General features: G+C 69.8%; 17 protein-coding genes. 8 read left to right on the plus strand and 9 right to left on the minus strand.

Annotation, left to right across the window (positions count from 1 at the left end; translation table 11 throughout):
* Nucleotides 1-3 precede the first annotated feature (3 nt).
* Complete coding sequence (gene sufB, locus F7R91_RS27070) at nt 4-1,425, minus strand: Fe-S cluster assembly protein SufB (RefSeq protein ID WP_150952254.1); 1,422 nt, start codon at nt 1,423-1,425, stop codon at nt 4-6.
* Complete coding sequence (locus tag F7R91_RS27075) at nt 1,422-2,165, minus strand: helix-turn-helix transcriptional regulator (protein ID WP_150952256.1); 744 nt, start codon at nt 2,163-2,165, stop codon at nt 1,422-1,424. Before F7R91_RS27075 ends, sufB begins: the two co-directional genes overlap by 4 nt.
* A gap of 206 nt (nt 2,166-2,371) precedes the next feature.
* Between F7R91_RS27075 and F7R91_RS27080 the strand changes: the two genes are divergently transcribed.
* Genes F7R91_RS27080 through F7R91_RS27090 form a run of 3 tightly spaced genes read left to right on the plus strand, consistent with a single transcriptional unit; the run spans nt 2,372 to nt 5,125 of the window.
* Nucleotides 2,372-3,295, plus strand: a complete 924-nt coding sequence (locus tag F7R91_RS27080; RefSeq protein ID WP_150952259.1) for an ABC transporter ATP-binding protein — start codon at nt 2,372-2,374, stop codon at nt 3,293-3,295.
* A gap of 56 nt (nt 3,296-3,351) precedes the next feature.
* The gene (locus F7R91_RS27085; RefSeq protein ID WP_225320810.1) at nt 3,352-4,068 is read left to right on the plus strand and encodes an ABC transporter permease; all 717 of its coding nucleotides are present in this window, start codon (nt 3,352-3,354) and stop codon (nt 4,066-4,068) included.
* Nucleotides 4,069-4,114: 46 nt separating this feature from the next.
* A complete protein-coding gene (locus F7R91_RS27090; RefSeq protein ID WP_150952264.1) occupies nt 4,115-5,125 on the plus strand; it encodes a COX15/CtaA family protein in 1,011 nt (336 codons plus the stop codon).
* Nucleotides 5,126-5,189: 64 nt separating this feature from the next.
* Here the strand turns inward: F7R91_RS27090 and F7R91_RS27095 are convergent, their stop codons facing one another.
* The 3 genes from F7R91_RS27095 to F7R91_RS27105 all read right to left on the minus strand — a co-directional run bounded on the left by F7R91_RS27095 (nt 5,190) and on the right by F7R91_RS27105 (nt 7,723).
* Nucleotides 5,190-6,296, minus strand: coding sequence for an amidohydrolase family protein (locus tag F7R91_RS27095; protein ID WP_150952267.1), 1,107 nt, complete (start codon nt 6,294-6,296; stop codon nt 5,190-5,192).
* Between the two features lie 77 nt (nt 6,297-6,373).
* A complete protein-coding gene (locus F7R91_RS27100) occupies nt 6,374-6,706 on the minus strand; it encodes a hypothetical protein (protein ID WP_150952270.1) in 333 nt (110 codons plus the stop codon).
* Nucleotides 6,707-6,769: 63 nt separating this feature from the next.
* On the minus strand, nt 6,770-7,723 hold the full coding sequence (locus tag F7R91_RS27105) for a heme o synthase (protein WP_150952399.1): 954 nt from the start codon (nt 7,721-7,723) through the stop codon (nt 6,770-6,772).
* A gap of 355 nt (nt 7,724-8,078) precedes the next feature.
* Between F7R91_RS27105 and tkt the strand changes: the two genes are divergently transcribed.
* Genes tkt through pgl form a run of 5 tightly spaced genes read left to right on the plus strand, consistent with a single transcriptional unit; the run spans nt 8,079 to nt 14,698 of the window.
* Nucleotides 8,079-10,163, plus strand: coding sequence for a transketolase (gene tkt / locus F7R91_RS27115; protein WP_150952273.1), 2,085 nt, complete (start codon nt 8,079-8,081; stop codon nt 10,161-10,163).
* Between the two features lie 33 nt (nt 10,164-10,196).
* A complete protein-coding gene (gene tal, locus F7R91_RS27120) occupies nt 10,197-11,315 on the plus strand; it encodes a transaldolase (protein ID WP_150952276.1) in 1,119 nt (372 codons plus the stop codon).
* 4 nt (nt 11,316-11,319) lie between these two features.
* On the plus strand, nt 11,320-12,858 hold the full coding sequence (gene zwf / locus F7R91_RS27125) for a glucose-6-phosphate dehydrogenase (RefSeq protein ID WP_150952279.1): 1,539 nt from the start codon (nt 11,320-11,322) through the stop codon (nt 12,856-12,858).
* Entirely contained in the window at nt 12,855-13,919 is a 1,065-nt protein-coding gene (gene opcA, locus F7R91_RS27130; RefSeq protein WP_150952282.1) for a glucose-6-phosphate dehydrogenase assembly protein OpcA, read from the plus strand. The genes zwf and opcA overlap by 4 nt, the downstream gene beginning before the upstream one ends.
* Nucleotides 13,916-14,698 (plus strand): 6-phosphogluconolactonase, encoded by a 783-nt coding sequence (pgl, locus tag F7R91_RS27135; RefSeq protein ID WP_150952285.1) that lies wholly within the window; start codon nt 13,916-13,918, stop codon nt 14,696-14,698. The genes opcA and pgl overlap by 4 nt, the downstream gene beginning before the upstream one ends.
* A gap of 53 nt (nt 14,699-14,751) precedes the next feature.
* Here pgl and F7R91_RS27140 read toward each other — a convergent pair whose 3' ends face one another.
* From F7R91_RS27140 to F7R91_RS27155, 4 genes are all read right to left on the minus strand, one after another.
* Nucleotides 14,752-15,582 (minus strand): carbohydrate ABC transporter permease, encoded by an 831-nt coding sequence (locus F7R91_RS27140; RefSeq protein ID WP_150952401.1) that lies wholly within the window; start codon nt 15,580-15,582, stop codon nt 14,752-14,754.
* 86 nt (nt 15,583-15,668) lie between these two features.
* Complete coding sequence (locus F7R91_RS27145; protein ID WP_150952288.1) at nt 15,669-17,036, minus strand: ABC transporter permease; 1,368 nt, start codon at nt 17,034-17,036, stop codon at nt 15,669-15,671.
* A gap of 10 nt (nt 17,037-17,046) precedes the next feature.
* The gene (locus F7R91_RS27150) at nt 17,047-18,372 is read right to left on the minus strand and encodes an ABC transporter substrate-binding protein (RefSeq protein WP_150952293.1); all 1,326 of its coding nucleotides are present in this window, start codon (nt 18,370-18,372) and stop codon (nt 17,047-17,049) included.
* Between the two features lie 98 nt (nt 18,373-18,470).
* Complete coding sequence (locus F7R91_RS27155; protein ID WP_225320808.1) at nt 18,471-20,108, minus strand: glycoside hydrolase family 13 protein; 1,638 nt, start codon at nt 20,106-20,108, stop codon at nt 18,471-18,473.
* Nucleotides 20,109-20,138: the final 30 nt, after the last annotated feature.

Genomic DNA, 20,138 nt, shown 5'->3' on the forward strand with positions numbered 1-20,138 from the left:
GGGCTAGCCCACCGCGCCTTCCATCTGCAGCTCGATCAGCCGGTTGAGTTCGAGGGCGTACTCCATGGGCAGCTCCTTGGCGATCGGCTCGACGAAGCCGCGCACGATCATCGCCATCGCCTCGAACTCGCTCAGACCGCGGCTCATCAGGTAGAAGAGCTGGTCCTCGGAGACCTTGGAGACGGTGGCCTCGTGGCCCATGGACACGTCGTCCTCACGGACGTCCACGTAGGGGTAGGTGTCGGAGCGGGAGATGGTGTCGACGAGCAGCGCGTCGCACAGCACGTTCGACTTGGATCCGGCGGCGCCCTCGCCGATCTCGACGAGTCCGCGGTAGGACGTACGGCCGCCGCCGCGCGCCACGGACTTCGACACGATGTTGGAGGACGTGTTCGGCGCCATGTGGACCATCTTGGAACCGGCGTCCTGGTGCTGGCCCTCGCCGGCGAAGGCGATGGACAGGGTCTCGCCCTTGGCGTGCTCGCCCATCAGGTAGACGGCCGGGTACTTCATGGTGACCTTGGAGCCGATGTTGCCGTCGATCCACTCCATGGTCGCGCCCTCGTACGCCACAGCACGCTTGGTGACCAGGTTGTAGACGTTGTTCGACCAGTTCTGGATGGTCGTGTAACGGCAGCGGGCGTTCTTCTTGACGATGATCTCGACGACCGCGGAGTGCAGCGAGTCCGACTTGTAGATCGGCGCCGTGCAGCCCTCGACGTAGTGCACATAGGCACCCTCGTCGACGATGATCAGGGTCCGCTCGAACTGGCCCATGTTCTCCGTGTTGATACGGAAGTAGGCCTGGAGCGGGATCTCCACGTGGACGCCCGGCGGCACGTAGATGAAGGAGCCGCCCGACCACACGGCGGTGTTCAGCGAGGCGAACTTGTTGTCTCCGACCGGGATGACGGTCCCGAAGTACTCCTTGAAGAGCTCCGGGTGCTCCTTCAGCGCGGTGTCGGTGTCCAGGAAGATGACGCCCTGCTCCTCCAGGTCCTCGCGGATCTGGTGGTAGACGACCTCCGACTCGTACTGGGCGGCGACACCCGCGACGAGGCGCTGCTTCTCCGCCTCCGGGATGCCGAGCTTGTCGTAGGTGTTCTTGATGTCCTCGGGCAGGTCCTCCCAGGACGCCGCCTGCTTCTCCGTGGAGCGTACGAAGTACTTGATGTTGTCGAAGTCGATGCCAGACAGGTCCGAGCCCCAGTTCGGCAGGGGCTTCTTGTCGAACAGGCGCAGGCCCTTGAGGCGGAGCTTGGTCATCCACTCCGGCTCGCTCTTCTTCGCGGAGATGTCGCGGACGACGTCCTCGTTCAGACCGCGCTTGGCAGAGGCACCGGCCTCGTCGGAGTCGGCCCAGCCGTATTCGTACTTGCCCAGACCCTCGAGTTCGGGGTGGGCAGTCTCCGTGGGGAGAGTCATGCGGGGTTCCTCCCGGCCGTGCTTGCAGATGCGTCAGTGGAATTCTTGGGGATGAACGTCGTGCAGACGCCGTCGCCATGGGCGATGGTCGCCAGTCGCTGGACGTGCGTTCCGAGCAGCTCGGCGAAGATCTCCGTCTCCGCCTCGCAGAGCTGGGGGAACTGCTCCGCGACATGGGCGACCGGGCAGTGGTGCTGGCAGAGCTGCTCGCCGACCGGTGCGCTGCGCGCCGTAGCAGCGTACCCGTCGACGCTCAGGGCCTTGGCCAGGGCTTCGGCGCGTTTGTCGGGGGTGGCGCTCTCGATCGCCTTGCGGTACACGCTCGCCTGTGCGGCGATCCGGGCGCGGGCGAAGGCGGCGACCGCCTCCTGGCCGCCCTCCTGGTCGGCGATCCAGCGCAGCGCGTCCTTGGCGAGCTGGTCGTAGGACTGGTCGAAGGCGTCGCGGCCGCAGTCGGTGAGCGCGAAGACCTTGGCGGGACGTCCGCGCGTCCGCGCGCCGTAGACCCGCTGCTCGCGTCCCTCCACGACGTCGTCGGCGGCGAGCGCGTCCAGGTGACGCCGTACGGCCGCCTGGGTCAGGCCCAGCCGCCCGGCGAGCTCTGCGACGGTCGACGGCCCGTGGTCCAGGATGGACCGCGCGACCCGGTTGCGGGTGGACCGGTCCGAGCGCAACCCAGCCGCGAACTCCTCGTGAGGGGGCCCCGTGGGGGTCTCCCGAGCCTCGCCGACGTTTTTCACAACGCCATTGTTGCGTAATTCCTCGGAGCCAGGCAAGCCACGCCCGTCCCACCGGGCGGTGCGCTACATCACTTAGGCATACCTAATCTGACCTGCAAGAACGATCTTTGATCGATCAAAAGGGCTGGCCGGCCGCCCGGCCCGTAAGGAGGAGATCCTGTACCCGCCCGTCCGGGACACGAACGGCGTACCTAGACTCTGGAGCCATGCGAAGTGAGCCCGTGGTCCAGGTACAGGCCCTGGTGAAGCGGTACGGCACGAAGACCGCGGTGGACGGCCTCGACCTGGTGGCGACGGCGGGTGTGACCGCCGTACTCGGTCCCAACGGAGCGGGCAAGACGACCACGGTCGAGACCTGCGAGGGGTACCGGAGGCCGGACTCCGGCACGGTGCGCGTCCTGGGCCTCGACCCGGTCACCGAGTCCGCCGCGCTGCGCCCCCGGATCGGCGTGATGCTGCAGTCCGGCGGTGTCTACTCCGGCGCGCGGGCCGACGAGATGCTGCGCCATGTCGCCGCCCTGCACGCACACCCGCTCGACGTGGACGCGCTCATCGAGCGGCTGGGGCTGGGCAGCTGCGGCCGGACGTCGTACCGCCGGCTGTCGGGCGGCCAGCAGCAGCGACTCGCCCTCGCGATGGCCGTGGTGGGCCGCCCGGAGCTGGTGTTCCTGGACGAGCCGACCGCCGGCCTCGACCCGCAGGCCCGCCGCGCCACCTGGGACCTCGTGCACGATCTGCGCAGGGACGGCGTCTCCGTGATCCTCACCACCCATCACATGGACGAGGCCGAACAGCTCGCCGACGATGTCGCGATCATCGACGGCGGCCGGGTCATCGCCCAGGGCAGCCCCGAGCAGCTGTGCCGCGGCGGCGCCGAGAACACGCTCCGCTTCACCGGCCGGCCGGGACTGGACGTCGGGTCCCTGCTCAAGGCGCTCCCCGCGGACTGCACGGCCGCCGAGCTGACGCCGGGCTCGTACCGCATCGTCGGCAAGGTGGACCCGCAACTGCTCGCCACGGTCACCTCGTGGTGCGCCCAGCACGGGGTGATGCCGGAGCGGATCTCGGTCGAACGGCACACCCTGGAGGACGTGTTTTTGGAGCTCACCGGCAAGGAGCTGCGTTCGTGACCACCGTCGGTACGGGTACGTACGCGCCGAAGCCCGGCGCCGCGCCCCTCCCCCGCATGATCGCGGCGCAGGCCGTGCTCGAGACGAAGATGCTGCTGCGCAACGGCGAGCAGCTGCTGCTGACGGTGGTGATCCCCACCCTGCTGCTGGTGCTGTTCAGCACGGTGGACATCGTCGACACCGGGGCGGGCGAGGCCGTGGACTTCCTCGCTCCCGGCATCCTCGCGCTCGCCGTGATGTCCACGGCGTTCACGGGACAGGCCATCGCGACCGGCTTCGAGCGGCGCTACGGCGTCCTGAAGCGGCTCGCCTCCTCCCCGCTCCCCCGCTGGGGGCTGATGGCCGCGAAGACGGTGTCGGTGCTGGTCACGGAGATCCTCCAGGTGATCCTGCTGACGGTGATCGCCTTCGCGCTGGGCTGGTCGCCGCAGGGCAACCCCTTCGCCGTACTGCTCCTGCTGATCCTCGGCACGGCCGCGTTCTCGGGCCTCGGCCTGCTGATGGCGGGCACGCTGAAGGCGGAGGCGACACTGGCCGCCGCGAACCTGGTCTTCCTGCTGCTCCTGGTCGGCGGCGGGGTCATCGTCCCGCTGGACAAGTTCCCCTCCGGCGCCGAGGACGTCCTCGGTCTCCTGCCGATCTCCGCCCTCTCGGACGGCCTCAGGGACGTGCTCCAGCACGGCGCCGGGATGCCGTGGGGCGACCTGGGGATTCTGGCGGTGTGGGCGGTCGTCGGCCTGGCTGCCGCGGGGCGGTTCTTCCGCTGGGAGTAGGCCGGCTGCGGACCCTCGTGAAAGCGTGCACAAGCGGCGGCCTACGATGGTCCGCGTGCCAAACGTGACCCGCGCCGACGCCGTAGCCGCCGTGCGCAACCCGCTCGCCTTCATCGCCGCACGCTGGACCCCGGATCCCCGGACGGTGCGGCGGGCGGCCCTCGCCGCGCTCGTCATGTCGGTGATCATCGTGGTCACCGGCGGTGCCGTACGGCTCACCGGTTCCGGCCTCGGCTGCCCGACCTGGCCCAAGTGCACCGAGGACTCGCTCACCGCGACCAGCACGATGGGGTTCCACGGCGCCATCGAGTTCGGCAACCGCATGCTGACGTACGTGCTGTGCGGCGCGGTCGGCTGGGCGATCATCGCCGCGCGCTCCGAGAAGCCGTACCGGCGCGGCCTGACCCGGCTCGGCTGGGCGCAGTTCTGGGTCGTGATGGGCAACGCGGTCCTAGGCGGGATCGTCGTGCTCGTGGGCCTGAACCCGTACACGGTCGCGGCGCACTTCCTGCTCTCGACGGCACTGATCGCGGTCGCCACGGTGATGTGGCAGCGCACCCGCGAGGGCGACGGTGCGCCCCGCCCGCTGGTCGGCCCGTCCGTGCGGCAGCTGGTGTGGTTCGCGGTCGTGGCCTCCGTGCTGCTGGTCGCGGTCGGCACGGTGGTGACCGGTGCGGGCCCGCACGCCGGCGACTCCAGCAAGGTCGAGCGGATGCCCGTCGACTGGGAAACGGTGACCAAGCTGCACGCCGTGCTCGCCTGGATCGTGGTGACGCTCACCTTCGCCCTGTGGTTCGTCCTCAAGGCGGTCGACGCCCCGAAGGGCCCGCTGGACCGCACCCGGGATCTCTTCCTGGTACTGCTCGCCCAGGGCGTGATCGGCTACGTTCAGTACTTCACGAACCTCCCCGAGGTCCTGGTCGGCCTGCACATGCTCGGCTCGTGCCTGGTGTGGATCGCCGTACTGCGCGTCCAGCTGGCGCTGCGCGAGCGCCCGAAGACGGCGATCGACCTGCCGGGCCCCGCGTCGGAGGCGGCGATCGGCACGCGCGCGTAGGTCCGGCCGCACAGCTCATCGGGAGGCCGGCGGGCGCCCGGCCGGGGATGTGACACAGGCTTTCTCAGGCCAGGCCGTACACCCGCCGTGCGTTCTCCGCCGCGACCAGCCCCGCCACCCGCTGTGCGTCCGCCGGCGACCATGCCCCCTCGTCGACCCAGGCGCCGAGCACCCGCTCCAGTGCCTCCCGGAACAGCCGTGCTCCCACCACATGGAGTTCGGGCAGGCCGTGCGCCCCGCTGGAGAAGAGGATCTTGCCGAAGGGGGCCAGTTCCAGGATCTCCGCGAGGATGGTCGCCGCCCGGGCGCCGGTGCGGGCCAGGGCGGCGCCGGAGTCGGCGTAGACGTGCGGGAAGACGCCCGCGAGGTGCGCGGCGTGACGGTGATAGGGGTAGCTGTGCAGCAGCACCAGATCCGTGCCGAGGCCGGCCGTCGCGCGGACGAAGTCCGTCAGCAGGGCCGGGTCGGTGCGGTCGATGCGCGGTCCCGGTCCGCCGAGCCCCGCGTGCAGTTGGAGGGGCAGCCCCGAGGCCACCGCGATCCACAGCAGATGTCTGAGCAGCACCGGATCGCTGAGCTCCCCGCCGACCCGGCGTCCGGCCAGCCAGCGGGAGGCCGCGCCCCGTACCTCGCCCGGCCCGGGCGGCTCGGGCGCGAGCGCGAGGCCGTGCCGCATGCCCGCCACGGAGGTGAAGGCCACCGCACTCGCGGCGGCCCCGTGCACCGACTCGGCCAGATTGGCGAGGAAGGACTCGACGGTGCCGGAGGTGTCGGCGACCTGTTCCGCGAGGAGCTCCAGGCGCACGATCTCGCGGGCCTCGGCGACCGAGGCGGAGGCCATCTCGGCGGGGCCGGTCAGGTCGCCGGGCAGCCCCGTGTCGACCAGATACGTCGTGATACCGCTGCCGCGCAGCAGCCTGCGGCCCGTTTCCAGTACGCCGAGTTCACGACGCCGGGCGAGATAGCGGGCAGGCGGACAGTGCGGTTCGAGGCCCAGCAGCGGGGGGCACCAGCGGCGTACGGCGAATCCGGTCTGGGTGTCGAACAGCGTCGTGCCGGGGGCGGGCGGGCCCTCGGTGCGGGCCAGCTGGGCCTCGAAGGTGCCGAGGCCCAGTTCTGTTCTCAGTACGCCGTGGCAGTACTGGTCCACGAGGGACGGGGTTTCGATCATCCGGGCTCCCCCGTGGGGTGACTACGTCGTTCCTACGGGGGGCTAACGGGTGAACGGGCTGTGAGGTCGCGGGCTGTTCAGGCGTTGGCCGGGCCGCCGACCTGGATGCCTGCCATGCGGGTCCATTCGTACGGGCCCGTCTTCACCTTCGCCGCGAACTCGCCGTCGAAGGTGTCGTGGGTGGGGATGCCCGACTTCTTCACCGCCTGCTCGGCGATGTCGTACGAAGGGGCCACCAGGTCGCCCCACGCGCCGTCCTCGCCCACGAGGACGATGCGGGCGCCGCGGTCTCCGATGTACGCGACCTGGCCCTCGGCTCCTCCGTGGGCCTTGGAGAAGGTGCTGATCTGCTTGGCGAGGCGGGTCGCCCTGCGCTCGGCCTTCGCGTCAACCTGCTGCGTGTCTGCCATGCCCAGGATGCTACCGACGGGTAGATCAAACGGCGAGGTCCGGGTGCGTGGCTTTGACCACGCCTACCGCAGGAACGGGTCCACGGCCACGGCCACGAAGAGGATCGAGACATAGGTGATGGACCAGTGGAACAGGCGCATCTCCTTGAGCTTGGCGCCCGTCACCTCGGCCTTGGCCCGGGTCTGCAGTCCGTGTGCCTCCCACAGCCAGAAGCCGCCGGCCAGCAGCGCCACCGCCGTGTAGAACCAGCCCGTGTAACCGAGCGGGGTCAGCAGCAGCGACACCGCGACCATCACCCAGCTGTAGATCACGATCTGCCGCGCGACGACCTTGTTGGTGGCGACGACCGGAAGCATGGGCACACCCACGCGCGCGTAGTCGTCCCGGACCTTCATCGACAGCGGCCAGTAGTGCGGCGGCGTCCAGAAGAACATGACGAGGAACAGGATGACCGGCGCCCACGACATGGAGTTCGTGACGGACGACCAGCCGATGAGCACCGGGAGACAGCCCGCGATACCGCCCCAGACGATGTTCTGGGACGTACGGCGCTTGAGGATCATCGTGTACACGACGACGTAGAACAGCAGGGCGCCGAGCGACAGCCAGGCGGACAGCCAGTTGACGGCGAGACCGAACAGCAGCGTGGAGACGACGGCCAGGGAGATGCCGAAGACCAGGCACTCGCGCGGGCTGACCATGCCGGTGACCAGCGGGCGCTGCGCCGTGCGGTCCATCAGGGCGTCGATGTCACGGTCGATGTACATGTTGAGCGCGTTGGCGCCGCCCGCGGAGAGGTAGCCGCCGATGCAGGTGAGCAGCACCAGCTCCAGGTCCGGCACGCCCTGCTGGGCGAGGAACATCACCGGGACCGTGGTGATCAGCAGCAGCTCGATGATCCGTGGCTTGGTCAGCGCCACGAACGCCTTGACACGGGCCCCGAACGGCCGGTGAGTCGGGCTCTGGCTCGTCCCGATAATCCCCGCTGGACGGGATTCAACGGCCGTCACGCACACCCCTGACAGAGACATCCCAGCAAGCCCGCCCGTGTGAGGTCCGGGTAAAGGCTCGCGCGTACCACGCCACTCTAGACGTTGCCCAGACCCGGACATTCGCGGGGGTCGGCTCGTGTTGGGCGGCGCCGCCGCAAGAGCCGGTGGGGACTCGATTGAGCACTCTGACGAGCGGCTCCGTATTCATGTGCCGAACACGGGACGGCCCAGTCGGGAGGCGGATCCCGGGGAGTCCCGGCAGTCTGGAAATGACTGAGAAAACGCACGTTCTTACGGGGGTAGGCTCAACATCGGCCGGGGCACCCACTGCACCGGCATTTCGACATGTGCGACATGTGGAGAGGAGCCCTGACCCAGGGTGAACACCAAGCCGACCACAGACCTCGAGTGGACCGAGCTGGACCAGCGGGCTGTCGACACCGCGCGCGTCCTGGCCGCCGATGCCGTACAGAAGGTCGGCAACGGCCATCCCGGTACGGCGATGAGCCTGGCCCCTGCCGCCTACACCCTCTTCCAGAAGGTGATGCGGCACGACCCGGCGGACGCCGACTGGGTGGGGCGCGACCGTTTCGTCCTGTCCGCGGGCCACTCGTCCCTGACCCTCTACACCCAGCTCTACCTGGCCGGATTCGGCCTGGAGCTGGACGATCTGAAGGCCTTCCGGACGTGGGGTTCGAAGACCCCCGGTCACCCCGAGTACGGCCACACCACCGGCGTCGAGACCACCACCGGCCCGCTCGGCCAGGGTGTCGCCAACGCGGTGGGCATGGCCATGGCCGCCCGCTACGAGCGCGGTCTGTTCGACCCGGACACCCCGCAGGGCGAGTCCCCCTTCGACCACTTCGTCTATGTGATCGCGGGTGACGGCTGCCTCCAGGAGGGCATCTCCGCCGAGGCGTCCTCGCTGGCCGGCCACCAGAAGCTCGGCAACCTGGTCCTGCTGTGGGACGACAACCACATCTCGATCGAGGGTGACACGGAGACCGCCGTCTCCGAGGACACCGTCAAGCGCTACGAGTCGTACGGCTGGCATGTGCAGCGGATCGCCCCGAAGCCGGACGGCGACCTCGACCCGCACGCCATCTACAACGCGATCGAAGAGGCGAAGAAGGTCACGGACAAGCCGTCCTTCATCGCGATGCGCTCGATCATCGCCTGGCCGGCCCCCAACGCGCAGAACACCGAGGCCGCGCACGGCTCGGCGCTCGGCGACGAGGAGGTCGCGGCCACCAAGCGCGTCCTCGGCTTCGATGCGGAGCAGACCTTCGAGGTCGCGGACGAGGTCCTGGACCACACCCGCAAGGCGCTGGAGCGGGGCAGCGAGGCCAAGGCCGAGTGGGAGAAGTCATTCCAGGAGTGGCGGGCCAACAACGCGGAGCGCGCCGCCGAGTTCGACCGCATCAGCAAGGGCGAGCTGCCGGCCGGCTGGGAGGAGAAGCTCCCGGTCTTCGAGCACGGCAAGGGCATCGCCACCCGCGCGGCCTCCGGCAAGGTGCTCCAGGCGCTCGGCGCGGTGATCCCGGAGCTGTGGGGCGGCTCGGCCGACCTGGCCGGCTCGAACAACACCACGATCGACAAGACCTCGTCGTTCCTCCCGGCGGACAACCCGCTCCCGGAGGCGAACCCGTACGGCCGCACGATCCACTTCGGTATCCGCGAGCACTCCATGGCCGCGGAGATGAACGGCATCGCGCTGCACGGCAACACCCGGATCTACGGCGGTACGTTCCTCGTCTTCTCCGACTACATGCGCAACGCGGTGCGTCTGTCGGCCCTGATGCATCTGCCGGTGACGTACGTGTGGACGCACGACTCCATCGGTCTCGGCGAGGACGGCCCGACCCACCAGCCGGTGGAGCACCTGGCCTCGCTGCGCGCCATCCCGGGCCTGAACATCGTGCGCCCCGCGGACGCCAACGAGACCGCGATCGCCTGGCGCGAGATCCTCAGGCGCTACACGAAGGTGTTCGGCAAGGGCGCCCCGCACGGCCTGGCGCTGACCCGCCAGGGCGTGCCGGTGTACGAGTCCAACGAGGATGCCGCGCGCGGCGGTTATGTCCTGTTCGAGGCGGAGGGCGGCGAGCCGCAGGTCGTTCTCATCGCCACCGGTTCCGAGGTGCACATCGCCGTCGAGGCGCGCGAGCAGCTCCAGGCCGGCGGCGTGCCGACGCGGGTGGTGTCGATGCCGTCCGTGGAGTGGTTCGAGGAGCAGGACCAGGGGTACCGGGACAGCGTCCTGCCGCCGGCGGTGAAGGCGCGCGTCGCGGTCGAGGCCGGTATCGGTCTCACCTGGCACAAGTACGTGGGTGACGCGGGCCGCATCGTTTCCCTGGAGCACTTCGGTGCTTCGGCGGACGGCAAGGTCCTCTTCCGGGAGTTCGGTTTCACTGCCGAGAACGTGGCCGCGCAGGCCCGGGAATCCATCGCCGCGGCCCAGCGCTGACGCTCATACACGACACGTAGGAGATGTAATTCCATGACAGACGCACTCAAGCGCCTCTCCGAGGAAGGCGTCGCGATCTGGCTGGACGACCTGTCGCGCAAGCGGATCACGTCCGGCAACCTCGCCGAGCTGATGGACCAGCAGCACGTCGTGGGCGTCACCACCAACCCGTCGATCTTCCAGAAGGCGATCAGCGGCGGCGACGGATACGAGCGGCAGCTCACCGACCTGGCCGCCCGCAAGGTCACCGTCGAAGAGGCCATCCGCATGATCACGACGGCGGACGTCCGTGACGCCGCCGACATCCTGCGCCCGGTGTTCGACGCGACCGACGGCCAGGACGGCCGGGTGTCGATCGAGGTCGACCCCCGCCTCGCCCACAACACCGCCGCGACCATCGCCGAGGCCAAGCAGCTGGCCTGGCTGGTCGACCGTCCCAACACCCTCATCAAGATCCCGGCCACCAAGGCGGGTCTGCCGGCGATCACCGAGGTCATCGGCCTCGGCATCAGCGTCAACGTCACGCTGATCTTCTCGCTGGAGCGCTACCGCGAGGTCATGGACGCCTATCTGGCCGGCCTGGAGAAGGCCAAGGAGCGGGGCCTTGACCTGTCCCTGATCCGTTCGGTGGCGTCCTTCTTCGTGTCCCGCGTGGACACCGAGATCGACAAGCGGCTCGACGCGCTCGGCACCCCCGAGGCCAAGGCCGCCCGCGGCAAGGCGGGCGTCGCCAACGCGCGTCTGGCCTACGAGGCGTACGAAGAGGTGTTCTCCTCCGACCGCTGGAGCACGCTGGAGAACGCGGGCGCCAACAAGCAGCGGCCGCTGTGGGCGTCGACGGGTGTGAAGGACCCGGCGTACAAGGACACCCTGTACGTCGACGAGCTGGTCGCGCCGAACACGGTGAACACCATGCCGGAGGCCACTCTCCTGGCCACCGAGGAGCACGGCGAGATCCGCGGCGACGCCGTCAGCGGAACCTACGAGCAGTCCCGCGCCGAACTCGACGCCGTCGAGAAGCTCGGGATCCCGTACGACGACGTGGTCCAGCTGCTGGAGGACGAGGGCGTCGAGAAGTTCGAGGCGTCCTGGAACGACCTGCTCAAGTCGACCGAGGTGGAGCTCCAGCGCCTCGCCCCTTCGGAGGGCTGACACGTTGACGCCTTTCCCCGGTTCCGGAGCGAACCCGCTTCGTGACCCCGCCGACCGACGGCTCCCGCGTATCGCGGGGCCGTCGGGCCTGGTCATCTTCGGCGTCACGGGCGATTTGTCCCGGAAGAAGCTCATGCCCGCGGTGTACGACCTCGCGAACCGGGGTCTGCTGCCGCCGGGCTTCTCGCTGGTCGGTTTCGCCCGGCGCGAGTGGCAGCACGAGGACTTCGCGCAGGAGGTCCACGACGCCGTCAAGGAGCACGCCCGCACCCCGTTCCGCGAGGAGGTCTGGCAGCAGCTCATCCAGGGGATGCGCTTCGTCCAGGGCACCTTCGACGACGACGACGCGTTCGAGCGGCTGCGCGGCACGATCGAGGAGCTGGACAAGGCACAGGGCACGGGCGGCAACTTCGCCTTCTACCTCTCGGTGCCGCCGCGCTCCTTCCCCGTGGTGATCCAGCAGCTGAAGAAGCACGGACTGGCGGACCAGACCGCCGGCTCCTGGCGCCGCGCGGTCATCGAGAAGCCCTTCGGGCACGACCTCGCCTCGGCCGAGGAGCTCAACAAGGTCGTGCACGAGGTGTTCGCCCCGGACCAGGTCTTCCGCATCGACCACTACCTGGGCAAGGAGACCGTCCAGAACATCCTGGCGCTGCGCTTCGCCAACACGATGTTCGAGCCGATCTGGAACCGGTCCTTCGTGGACCATGTGCAGATCACCATGGCCGAGGACATCGGCATCGGCGGCCGCGCCGGGTACTACGACGGCATCGGCGCCGCCCGTGACGTCATCCAGAACCACCTCCTCCAGCTGATGGCCCTGACGGCCATGGAGGAGCCCGCCTCCTTCGACGCGGACGCGCTGGCCGCCGAGAAGACCAAGGTGCTCGGCGCCGTTCGGCTGCCGAAGGACCTGGGCCGAGGCACCGTGCGCGGTCAGTACGCGGCGGGCTGGCAGGGCGGCGAGAAGGCCGTCGGCTACCTGGAAGAGGACGGCATCGACGCCAAGTCGAAGACGGACACCTACGCGGCGATCAAGCTGGAGGTCGACAACCGCCGCTGGGCGGGCGTCCCCTTCTATCTGCGTACCGGCAAGCGGCTGGGCCGCCGGGTGACGGAGATCGCCGTGGTCTTCCAGCGAGCCCCGCACTCCCCGTTCGACCACACCGCTACCGAGGAGCTGGGCAAGAACGCGATCGTCATCCGCGTCCAGCCCGACGAGGGCGTCACGGTCCGGTTCGGTTCGAAGGTGCCGGGCACGTCGATGGAGATCCGGGACGTGTCCATGGACTTCGCCTACGGCGAGTCGTTCACGGAGTCCAGCCCGGAGGCGTACGAGCGGCTCATCCTCGACGTCCTGCTCGGCGACTCGAACCTCTTCCCGCGCACCGAGGAGGTCGAGCTGTCCTGGAAGATCCTCGACCCGATCGAGGAGTACTGGGACAAGAACGGCAGGCCGGCGCAGTACCCGTCCGGTACCTGGGGACCCGTCGAGGCGGACGAAATGCTGGAGCGAGACGGACGGAGCTGGCGCCGGCCATGAAGATAGACCTCACGGACACCACGGCCAGCAAGGTCAACAAGGCGCTCGTCCAGGGCCGCCGCGCCATCGGCACGCCGGCCGTCGGCATGGTGCTCACCCTCGTCATCGTCACCGACGAGGAGAACGCCTACGACGCCCTCAAGGCCGCGAGCGACGCCTCGCACGAGCACCCCTCGCGCACGCTCGTGGTCATCCGGCGTGTCTCCCGCTCGCCCCGCGACCGTACGAAGTCCCGCCTCGACGCCGAGGTGCGGGTGGGCGCGGACGCGGGCACCGGCGAGACCGTGGTGCTGCGGCTGTACGGCGAGGTGGCCGACCACGCGCAGTCCGTGGTGCTGCCGCTGCTGCTGCCGGACGCGCCGGTCGTGGTCTGGTGGCCGGTCGACGCGCCGCTGGACCCGGCGAAGGACCCGCTGGGCGCGCTGGCCCAGCGCCGTGTCACCGACACCTACGCCTCCGAGCAGCCGGTACGGGACCTGGCCTCCCGCGCCGACACCTACACCCCCGGCGACACCGACCTGTCCTGGACCCGCATCACACCCTGGCGCTCGATGCTGGCGGCGGCGCTGGACCAGGTCACCTGCGAGGTCAGGGCCGTCGAGGTGGAGGGCGAGGAGTTCAACCCGAGTTGCGAGCTGCTGGCGATGTGGCTGGCGTACCGCCTGGACGTCCCCGTGAAGCGGTCGCTGTCCGGCGGCCCCGGGCTGACGGCGGTCCGTATGGACACGACCTGCGGCCCGATCGTGCTGGACCGCCCGGACGGCTCGCTGGCGACGCTGTCGATCCAGGGCCAGCCGGACCGTGCGGTGGCGCTGAAGCGGCGGGAGACGGCCGAGCTGATCGCGGAGGAGCTGCGGCGGCTGGACCCGGACGACACCTATGCCTCGGCGCTGCGGTTCGGGGTGGACCGGCTGAACCCGGTTCCCAGGCAGGAGGCCGCCGGGGCGCCGGTGGCCAAAGGAGATGCGGCCGCCGTCCCGGCTCCCGTCGAGACTGCCGCGCAAGCACCCGCGAAGGAAGCGGCGGCCGAGGCCCCGGTGAAGAAGGCGGCGGCAAAGTGAGCACTCCGCAGTTGGTCGTGCACCGGGACAAGGAGCTGATGGCGCAGGCCGCAGCGGCCCGTCTGATCACGAAGATCGTGGACGCGCAGGCCTCGCGCGGCTCCGCCTCGGTGGTGCTGACCGGAGGCCGCAACGGCAACGGGCTGCTCGCCGCGCTGGCGGCGGCCCCCGCCCGGGACGCCGTCGACTGGGGCCGCCTCGACCTGTGGTGGGGGGACGAGCGCTTCCTGCCGGAGGGCGACCCGGAACGCAATGTCACCCAGGCCCGTAAGGCGCTGCTGGACGCGGTGCCGCTCGATCCCGAGCGGGTGCATGCGATGCCCGCGTCGGACGGCCCGTACGGCGCCGACGTGGACGCGGCGGCGGCCGGTTACGCCGAGGAGCTGGCGCGTGCGGCGGGCCCCGAGAACCACGGTGCGGTGCCGACGTTCGACGTGCTGATGCTGGGCGTCGGGCCGGACACGCATGTGGCGTCCCTGTTTCCCGAACTGCCCGCGGTCCGGGAGACGGAGCGCACAGTCGTCGGTGTCCACGGCGCCCCCAAGCCGCCACCGACCCGGGTGACACTCACCCTCCCGGCGATCCGCTCGGCCCGCGAGGTCTGGCTCCTGGCGGCCGGCGCGGACAAGGCGAACGCCGCGGCGATCGCCCTGTCGGGCGCGGGCGAGATCCAGGCCCCGGCGGCGGGCGCCCAGGGCCGCTCACGAACGCTGTGGCTCCTGGACGCGACGGCGGCCGCCCAGCTGCCGCGCTCGCTGTATCCACCGGCGTCGCCATGACGCGGGGGCGGTGGGGGCCATGCCGCCCCCACCGCCCCTCCCCCGAGGTGCGTTCACTTGACCGAGCCGGCCATCACCCCCTGTACGAAGTGCCGCTGGAAGGCGAAGAACACGATCAGCGGGACGACGAGGGAGAGGAACGCGCCGGAGGAGATCACATCGATGTTGCTGCCGAACTGGCGCATCTGCGACTGGAGCGCGACCGTGAGCGGCTGCGAGCCGCTGTCGGAGAAGATGAGCGCCACCAGCATGTCGTTCCAGACCCAGAGGAACTGGAAGATGCTGAGCGAGGCGATGGCCGGCATCCCGAGGGGCAGGACCAGCCGACGGAAGATCCGCCATTCGCCGCAGCCGTCCATGCGCGCTGCCTCCAGCATTTCGCGCGGGATCTCGGCGAAGTAGTTGCGCAGCAGGAACACCGCGAAGGGCAGTCCGTAGGCGACGTGGAAGAGGACGACGCCGGGGATCGTGCCGAACAGGCCCAGCACGCCGAACAGTTTCGCGATCGGGATCAGTCCGATCTGCACCGGCACCACCAGAAGGCCGACCACGACCAGGAACAGCCAGTCCCGGCCCGGGAATTCGAGCCAGGCGAAGGCGTATCCCGCGAGGGCGGCGATCAGCACGATCGCCACGGTGGTGGGCACCGTGATGAGGACCGTGTTCCAGAAGGACTCGAGCATCCCGTCGTTGTTCAGCAGGGCGCTGTAGTTGTCGAAGGTCAGCTGTGACGGCTCGGTCAGCGCCTTCCACCAGCCGGTGGTGGAACTGAGTTCCCGCGGCCGGAGCGAGGACAGGAGCAGGCCGAGCGTCGGTGTCAGCCACAGCAGTGCCACGGCGACCAGGACGACCCGGACCAGTCCGCCCCGCGTCAGGGCGACCAGCCGTGAGGCAAGTCGGCGGCGCGGCGCGGTGGTGGGAGCCGACGGCGGCAAGGGGAGGGCGGTCCGTTCGCCGGCCTGTGTGGTCGTCATGGCTTGCTCCTGCGGAAGCGTCGGATGTTGAAGGCCATCGCCGGGACGACGAGGAGCAGCAGCAGTACGCCGACTGCGCTGCCCAGTCCCTGGTCGGTGCCGCCGCCGAAGGACACCAGCCACATCTGCATGGCCAGCACGTTGGCTTCCTCCTGGACCGGCCCCGGGGCGATGACGTAGACGAGGTCGAAGACCTTCATCACGTTGATCACGAGTGTCACGAAGACGACACCCAGCACCGGGGCCAGCAGGGGGACGGTGATGCGCCGGAAGATGACCCACTCGCTCGCGCCGTCCACGCGGGCCGCTTCCATGACGTCCCTGGGCAGGGTGGCGAGCCCGGCACCGATCAGCACCATGGCGAAGCCGGCCCAGATCCAGAGGTAGGCCGCCATGATCGCCGGGGTGACCAGGCTCGGGCCCAGCCAGTCGACGCCGTTGAACGGCTCGGCGAAGTTCTTCTCGGGCAACCGGACGGTGTACGACCCGTCGTCCATGCCGGAGAACGTGAAGGATCCGTCGTCCGCCGTGGTGGTGGTGCCGACGGCCTTGCCGTCGCGGACCAGTTCCACCGTCATGCCGGGCAGTCCCCGTTCGCCGGTGTCGATGACGCCGGACGTGCCGCCCCCACCGGGGGTGAAGTCGAGGTAGACGGCACCGGTGAGCGCGTCCGGCTGCCCGGTGGGCTGGTGAGCGGGCTTGGCGGCGGCCGGGAGGGCCTTGGGGAGAACGCCGACCAGGCCCAGTTCGACAGGCTTCCCCGGGCTCACGTTCGCTGCCGCGTACGAGCCGTCCTTCTCCTCCTTCAGTGTCTCTTCGTCACGGGGATGGGCCCCGGGGTAGGACGAGGAGGGGGCGAAGGCGTCATGGACGGTGACCACGGCCGCGTTGAGCGCGCCCCGCTCCGGGTCCTGCTCGTACACCAGGCGGAAGGTGATGCCCGCGGCCAGGAAGGAGATCGCCATCGGCATGAAGATGACCATCTTGAACGCGGAAGCCCACTTCAGCCGTTCGGTCAGCACCGCCAGGATCAGCCCTATGCCGGTGACCAGAGCCGGGGCGACGAGCACCCAGACGGCGTTGTTGCGCAGCGCGGTGCGGGTGGCCGGATCCCGGAGCATCTCCGTGTAGTTGTCGGCCCCCACGAACCGGTCGCCGGAGGCGTCGAAGAAGCTGCGGACGATCGAGTAGCCGATCGGATACACCACGAGCGCGCCGAGGATCAGCAGGGCGGGGAACAGGAACAGCAGGGCGAATCGGCGCTGCCGTTTCTTCGCCCCCCTGCTCCCGGGGTCGGGTGCCGCTGCCCGGCGGCGGGTGCCGCCCGCGAGAGCGGGCGGCACCTGGTGAGTGTTGCTCGACATCCTGCCGGCCTCAGTCCTTGTAGGCGGCGGCCGCTGCGGCTTCGAGCTTCTTCGCGGTGCCCTTCACATCGCCGGGCGAGCGCAGGAAGTCCTGGAGGATCTTCCACTCGCCGTTGTTCGAGGGACCGCCGAAGGCAGCGGGAGCCTGGTCGGACATGTCGAACCGGGCGGTGTCCCCGGCCTTGATCAGGGAGGCCCCGAGGTCACGGCTGATGTCGTCGGGGTAGGCGGAGCTCGGCACGGCCTTGTTCGGCGAGAGGAACCCGCCCCCTCCGGCCCAGATCGTCCCGGCTTCCTCGGAGGCCAGGAACTCGACGAGCTTCATGGCCGCTGCCGGGTTCTTCGCCTTCTTGAAGACGACGGCGGCGTCACCACCTCCGACGAACGGCGCCTTGCCCCCGTCCACGGCCGGGAAGGGGAAGAGCTTGGCGTCCTCGCCGACCGTCTTCTTCAGCGTGCCCTTGATCTCGGCACCGACGAAGTCACCCTCGTAGACCATGCCCGCCTTGGGCTTGTCACCGAAGACGTCGGCCACGGATCCCGGGTACGGGGTGCCCAGGGCGCCCTTGGCGCCGCCGGCGATCAGGCCGTCCTCCTCGAACAGCTTCCCGAGGCTGGTGAGCGCCTTGACCACCGTGGGGTCGGTCCACTTGATCTCGTGCTTGGCCAGCTTGTCGTAGTTCTCGGCGCCCGCCTGGGAGAGGTAGATGTTCTCGAACCAGTCCGTGAGCGTCCAGCCGTCCTGCCCCGCGACCGAGAAGCCGGCGAGACCCGAGTCGGAGATGGCCTGGCCGGCCTTCAGCATGTCCTCGTACGTGGTGGGCGGCTCCACGCCCGCGTCGGCGAAGGCCTGCGGGCTGTACCAGACGGTCGACTTGTCGTTCACCTTGACGTAGAGGCCGTAGTACGTGCCGTCGACGGTGCCGTACTTCTTCCACACCGGGGCGTAGTTGGCGTCGACCGCGTCGCTCACGTTCTTCGACAGGGGCTGGAGCCAGCCCTTCTGCGCGAACTCCTGCACCACGCCGACCTGCGGAGCCATGCCGACGTCCGGCGGGTTGCCGCCCTCGGCCTTGGCGCCCACCACGGTGGGGAACTTGTCTCCGGTGGAGGTGTACTCGACCTTGGCGCCGGTCTTGTCGCTGAAGGCCTTCAGAACCTTGCGGAAGTTGGCCTCTTCGGCGCCGGTCCACACGGCCGCGACCGTGACGGTCTGGCCCTTGAGCTCCTGTGCTCCGTCGGAGGAGCCGGACTTCTTGCCGTCATCGCCGCCACAGCCGGTCGCTGTCACTACGAGAGCTGCCGTCATGACGGCTGCGGCCAGGGTGCGCTTCATTGCGTTCTCCTTGTGTGCGTGGACCCATGAGTCGGTGGGAGGGAACGGGGGTTGATCCGGCGGCCGGTGAAGGCCCGGGAGTGGGGAGTCGGCGGACATCACAGGTCGCCGAGCCACCAGGCGGCCGTGGAGCCGGGCAGTACTCCTGCCAGGCAGGGGCCGCTGGACAGCAGGGGGGTTCCGGACACCGGCGCCGGGGTGGGCGCCGTACCGAAGTTGACGGCGCAGACGAAGCCGTCGCCGCGGGCGAAGGCGAGGACGCCCGGTGGGGTGTCCAGCCAGCGCAGCGTGCCCTCGCCCAGCTGGGGCAGAGCGGCGCGCAGTTGGAGACCGTCGCGGTAGAGGTGCCAGAACGAGCGGGTGTCGGCGAGGGCGCGGTCGGTGGCGTACTCGGCGAAGTACTCCGGCTGCGGCAGCCACGGCTTGGCACCCTCGGCACCGGAGGTGAAGCCGAACGGGGAGGCCTGACCCGACCACGGCAGCGGCACCCGGCAGCCGTCACGGATACGGGCCCGGCTGCCGGTGCGGCGGAAGATCGGGTCGGTGAGCACGTCGTCCGGCAGATCGACGACCTCGGGCAGACCCAGTTCCTCGCCCTGATAGATGTACGCGGCTCCGGGCAGCGCCAGCATCAGCAGGGCCGCGGCGCGGGCGCGGGCAGCGCCCAGTCCGCTGCCCTCGGTGGCCGGTTCGCCGTAGCGGGTGACGGTGCGGACCTGGTCGTGGTTGTTGAGGACCCAGGTGACCGTCGAGCCCGTGCCGGCTATGTCCTGCATGGCCTCGGTGACGACCTTGCGGAAGGCGTCGGCGCTCCAGGGGGCGCTCAGCAGGTCGAAGAAGAAGGCCTGGTGGAGTTCGTCCGAGCGGACGTACTGGGCGTGTTCGCGGGCCGTCGGGACCGAGACCTCGCCGACCAGGAGCCGCTCGCGGCCGTCGCGCGCCGTGTACTCCTCGCACAGCGCCCGCCACTGCCGCCAGACGTCGTGCACCTCGGGCTGGTTCCAGGCGAGCGGGTTGACCGAGTCGCGGGTGCGGGCGTCGGCCTCGGGGTCCGGGGAGTCGGGCAGGTCCGGGTGCTTGAAGAGGCCGGCGGCGACGTCGATGCGGAAGCCGTCGGCGCCCCGGTCGAGCCAGAAGCGCAGGGTCCGGTCGAACTCGGCGGCCACTTCGGGGTTGCGCCAGTTCCAGTCGGGCTGTTCCGGCGTGAACATGTGCAGGTACCACTGGCCGGGGGTGCCGTCCGCCTCGGTGACGCGGGTCCAGGCCGGGCCGCCGAACATGGCGTGCCAGTTGTTGGGCGGTTCGGCGCCGTCCGGGCCGCGGCCGTCGGCGAAGTGGAAGCGGGCACGGGCCTCGCTGCCGGGGGCGGAGGCGAGCGCCTCGTGGAACCACGGGTGCTCCACGGAGCAGTGGTTGGGGACGATGTCCAGGAGCACCTTGATGCCGAGCCGGCGGGCGGCCGCCACCAGCAGGTCGAACTCGGCGAGGTCGCCGAAGACCGGGTCGACGTCGCAGTAGTCGGCGACGTCGTAGCCGTGGTCGTGCTGCGGGGACGGGTAGAAGGGGCTGAGCCAGATCCCGTCGACGCCGAGCTTCTTGAGATACGGCAGTCCGGCCCGGACCCCGGCGAGATCGCCGATGCCGTCGCCGGTGCTGTCCAGGAAGCTGCGGACGTACACCTGGTAGATCACTGCGTCGCGCCACCAGCGGCGCGCCGTGAGGGTCTTGTCGATCACCCCGTGGGCCTGTCTGTGCGAGCTGACGGT

Source organism: Streptomyces luteolifulvus (assembly GCF_008806595.1).
GTDB lineage: Bacteria > Actinomycetota > Actinomycetes > Streptomycetales > Streptomycetaceae > Streptomyces > Streptomyces luteolifulvus.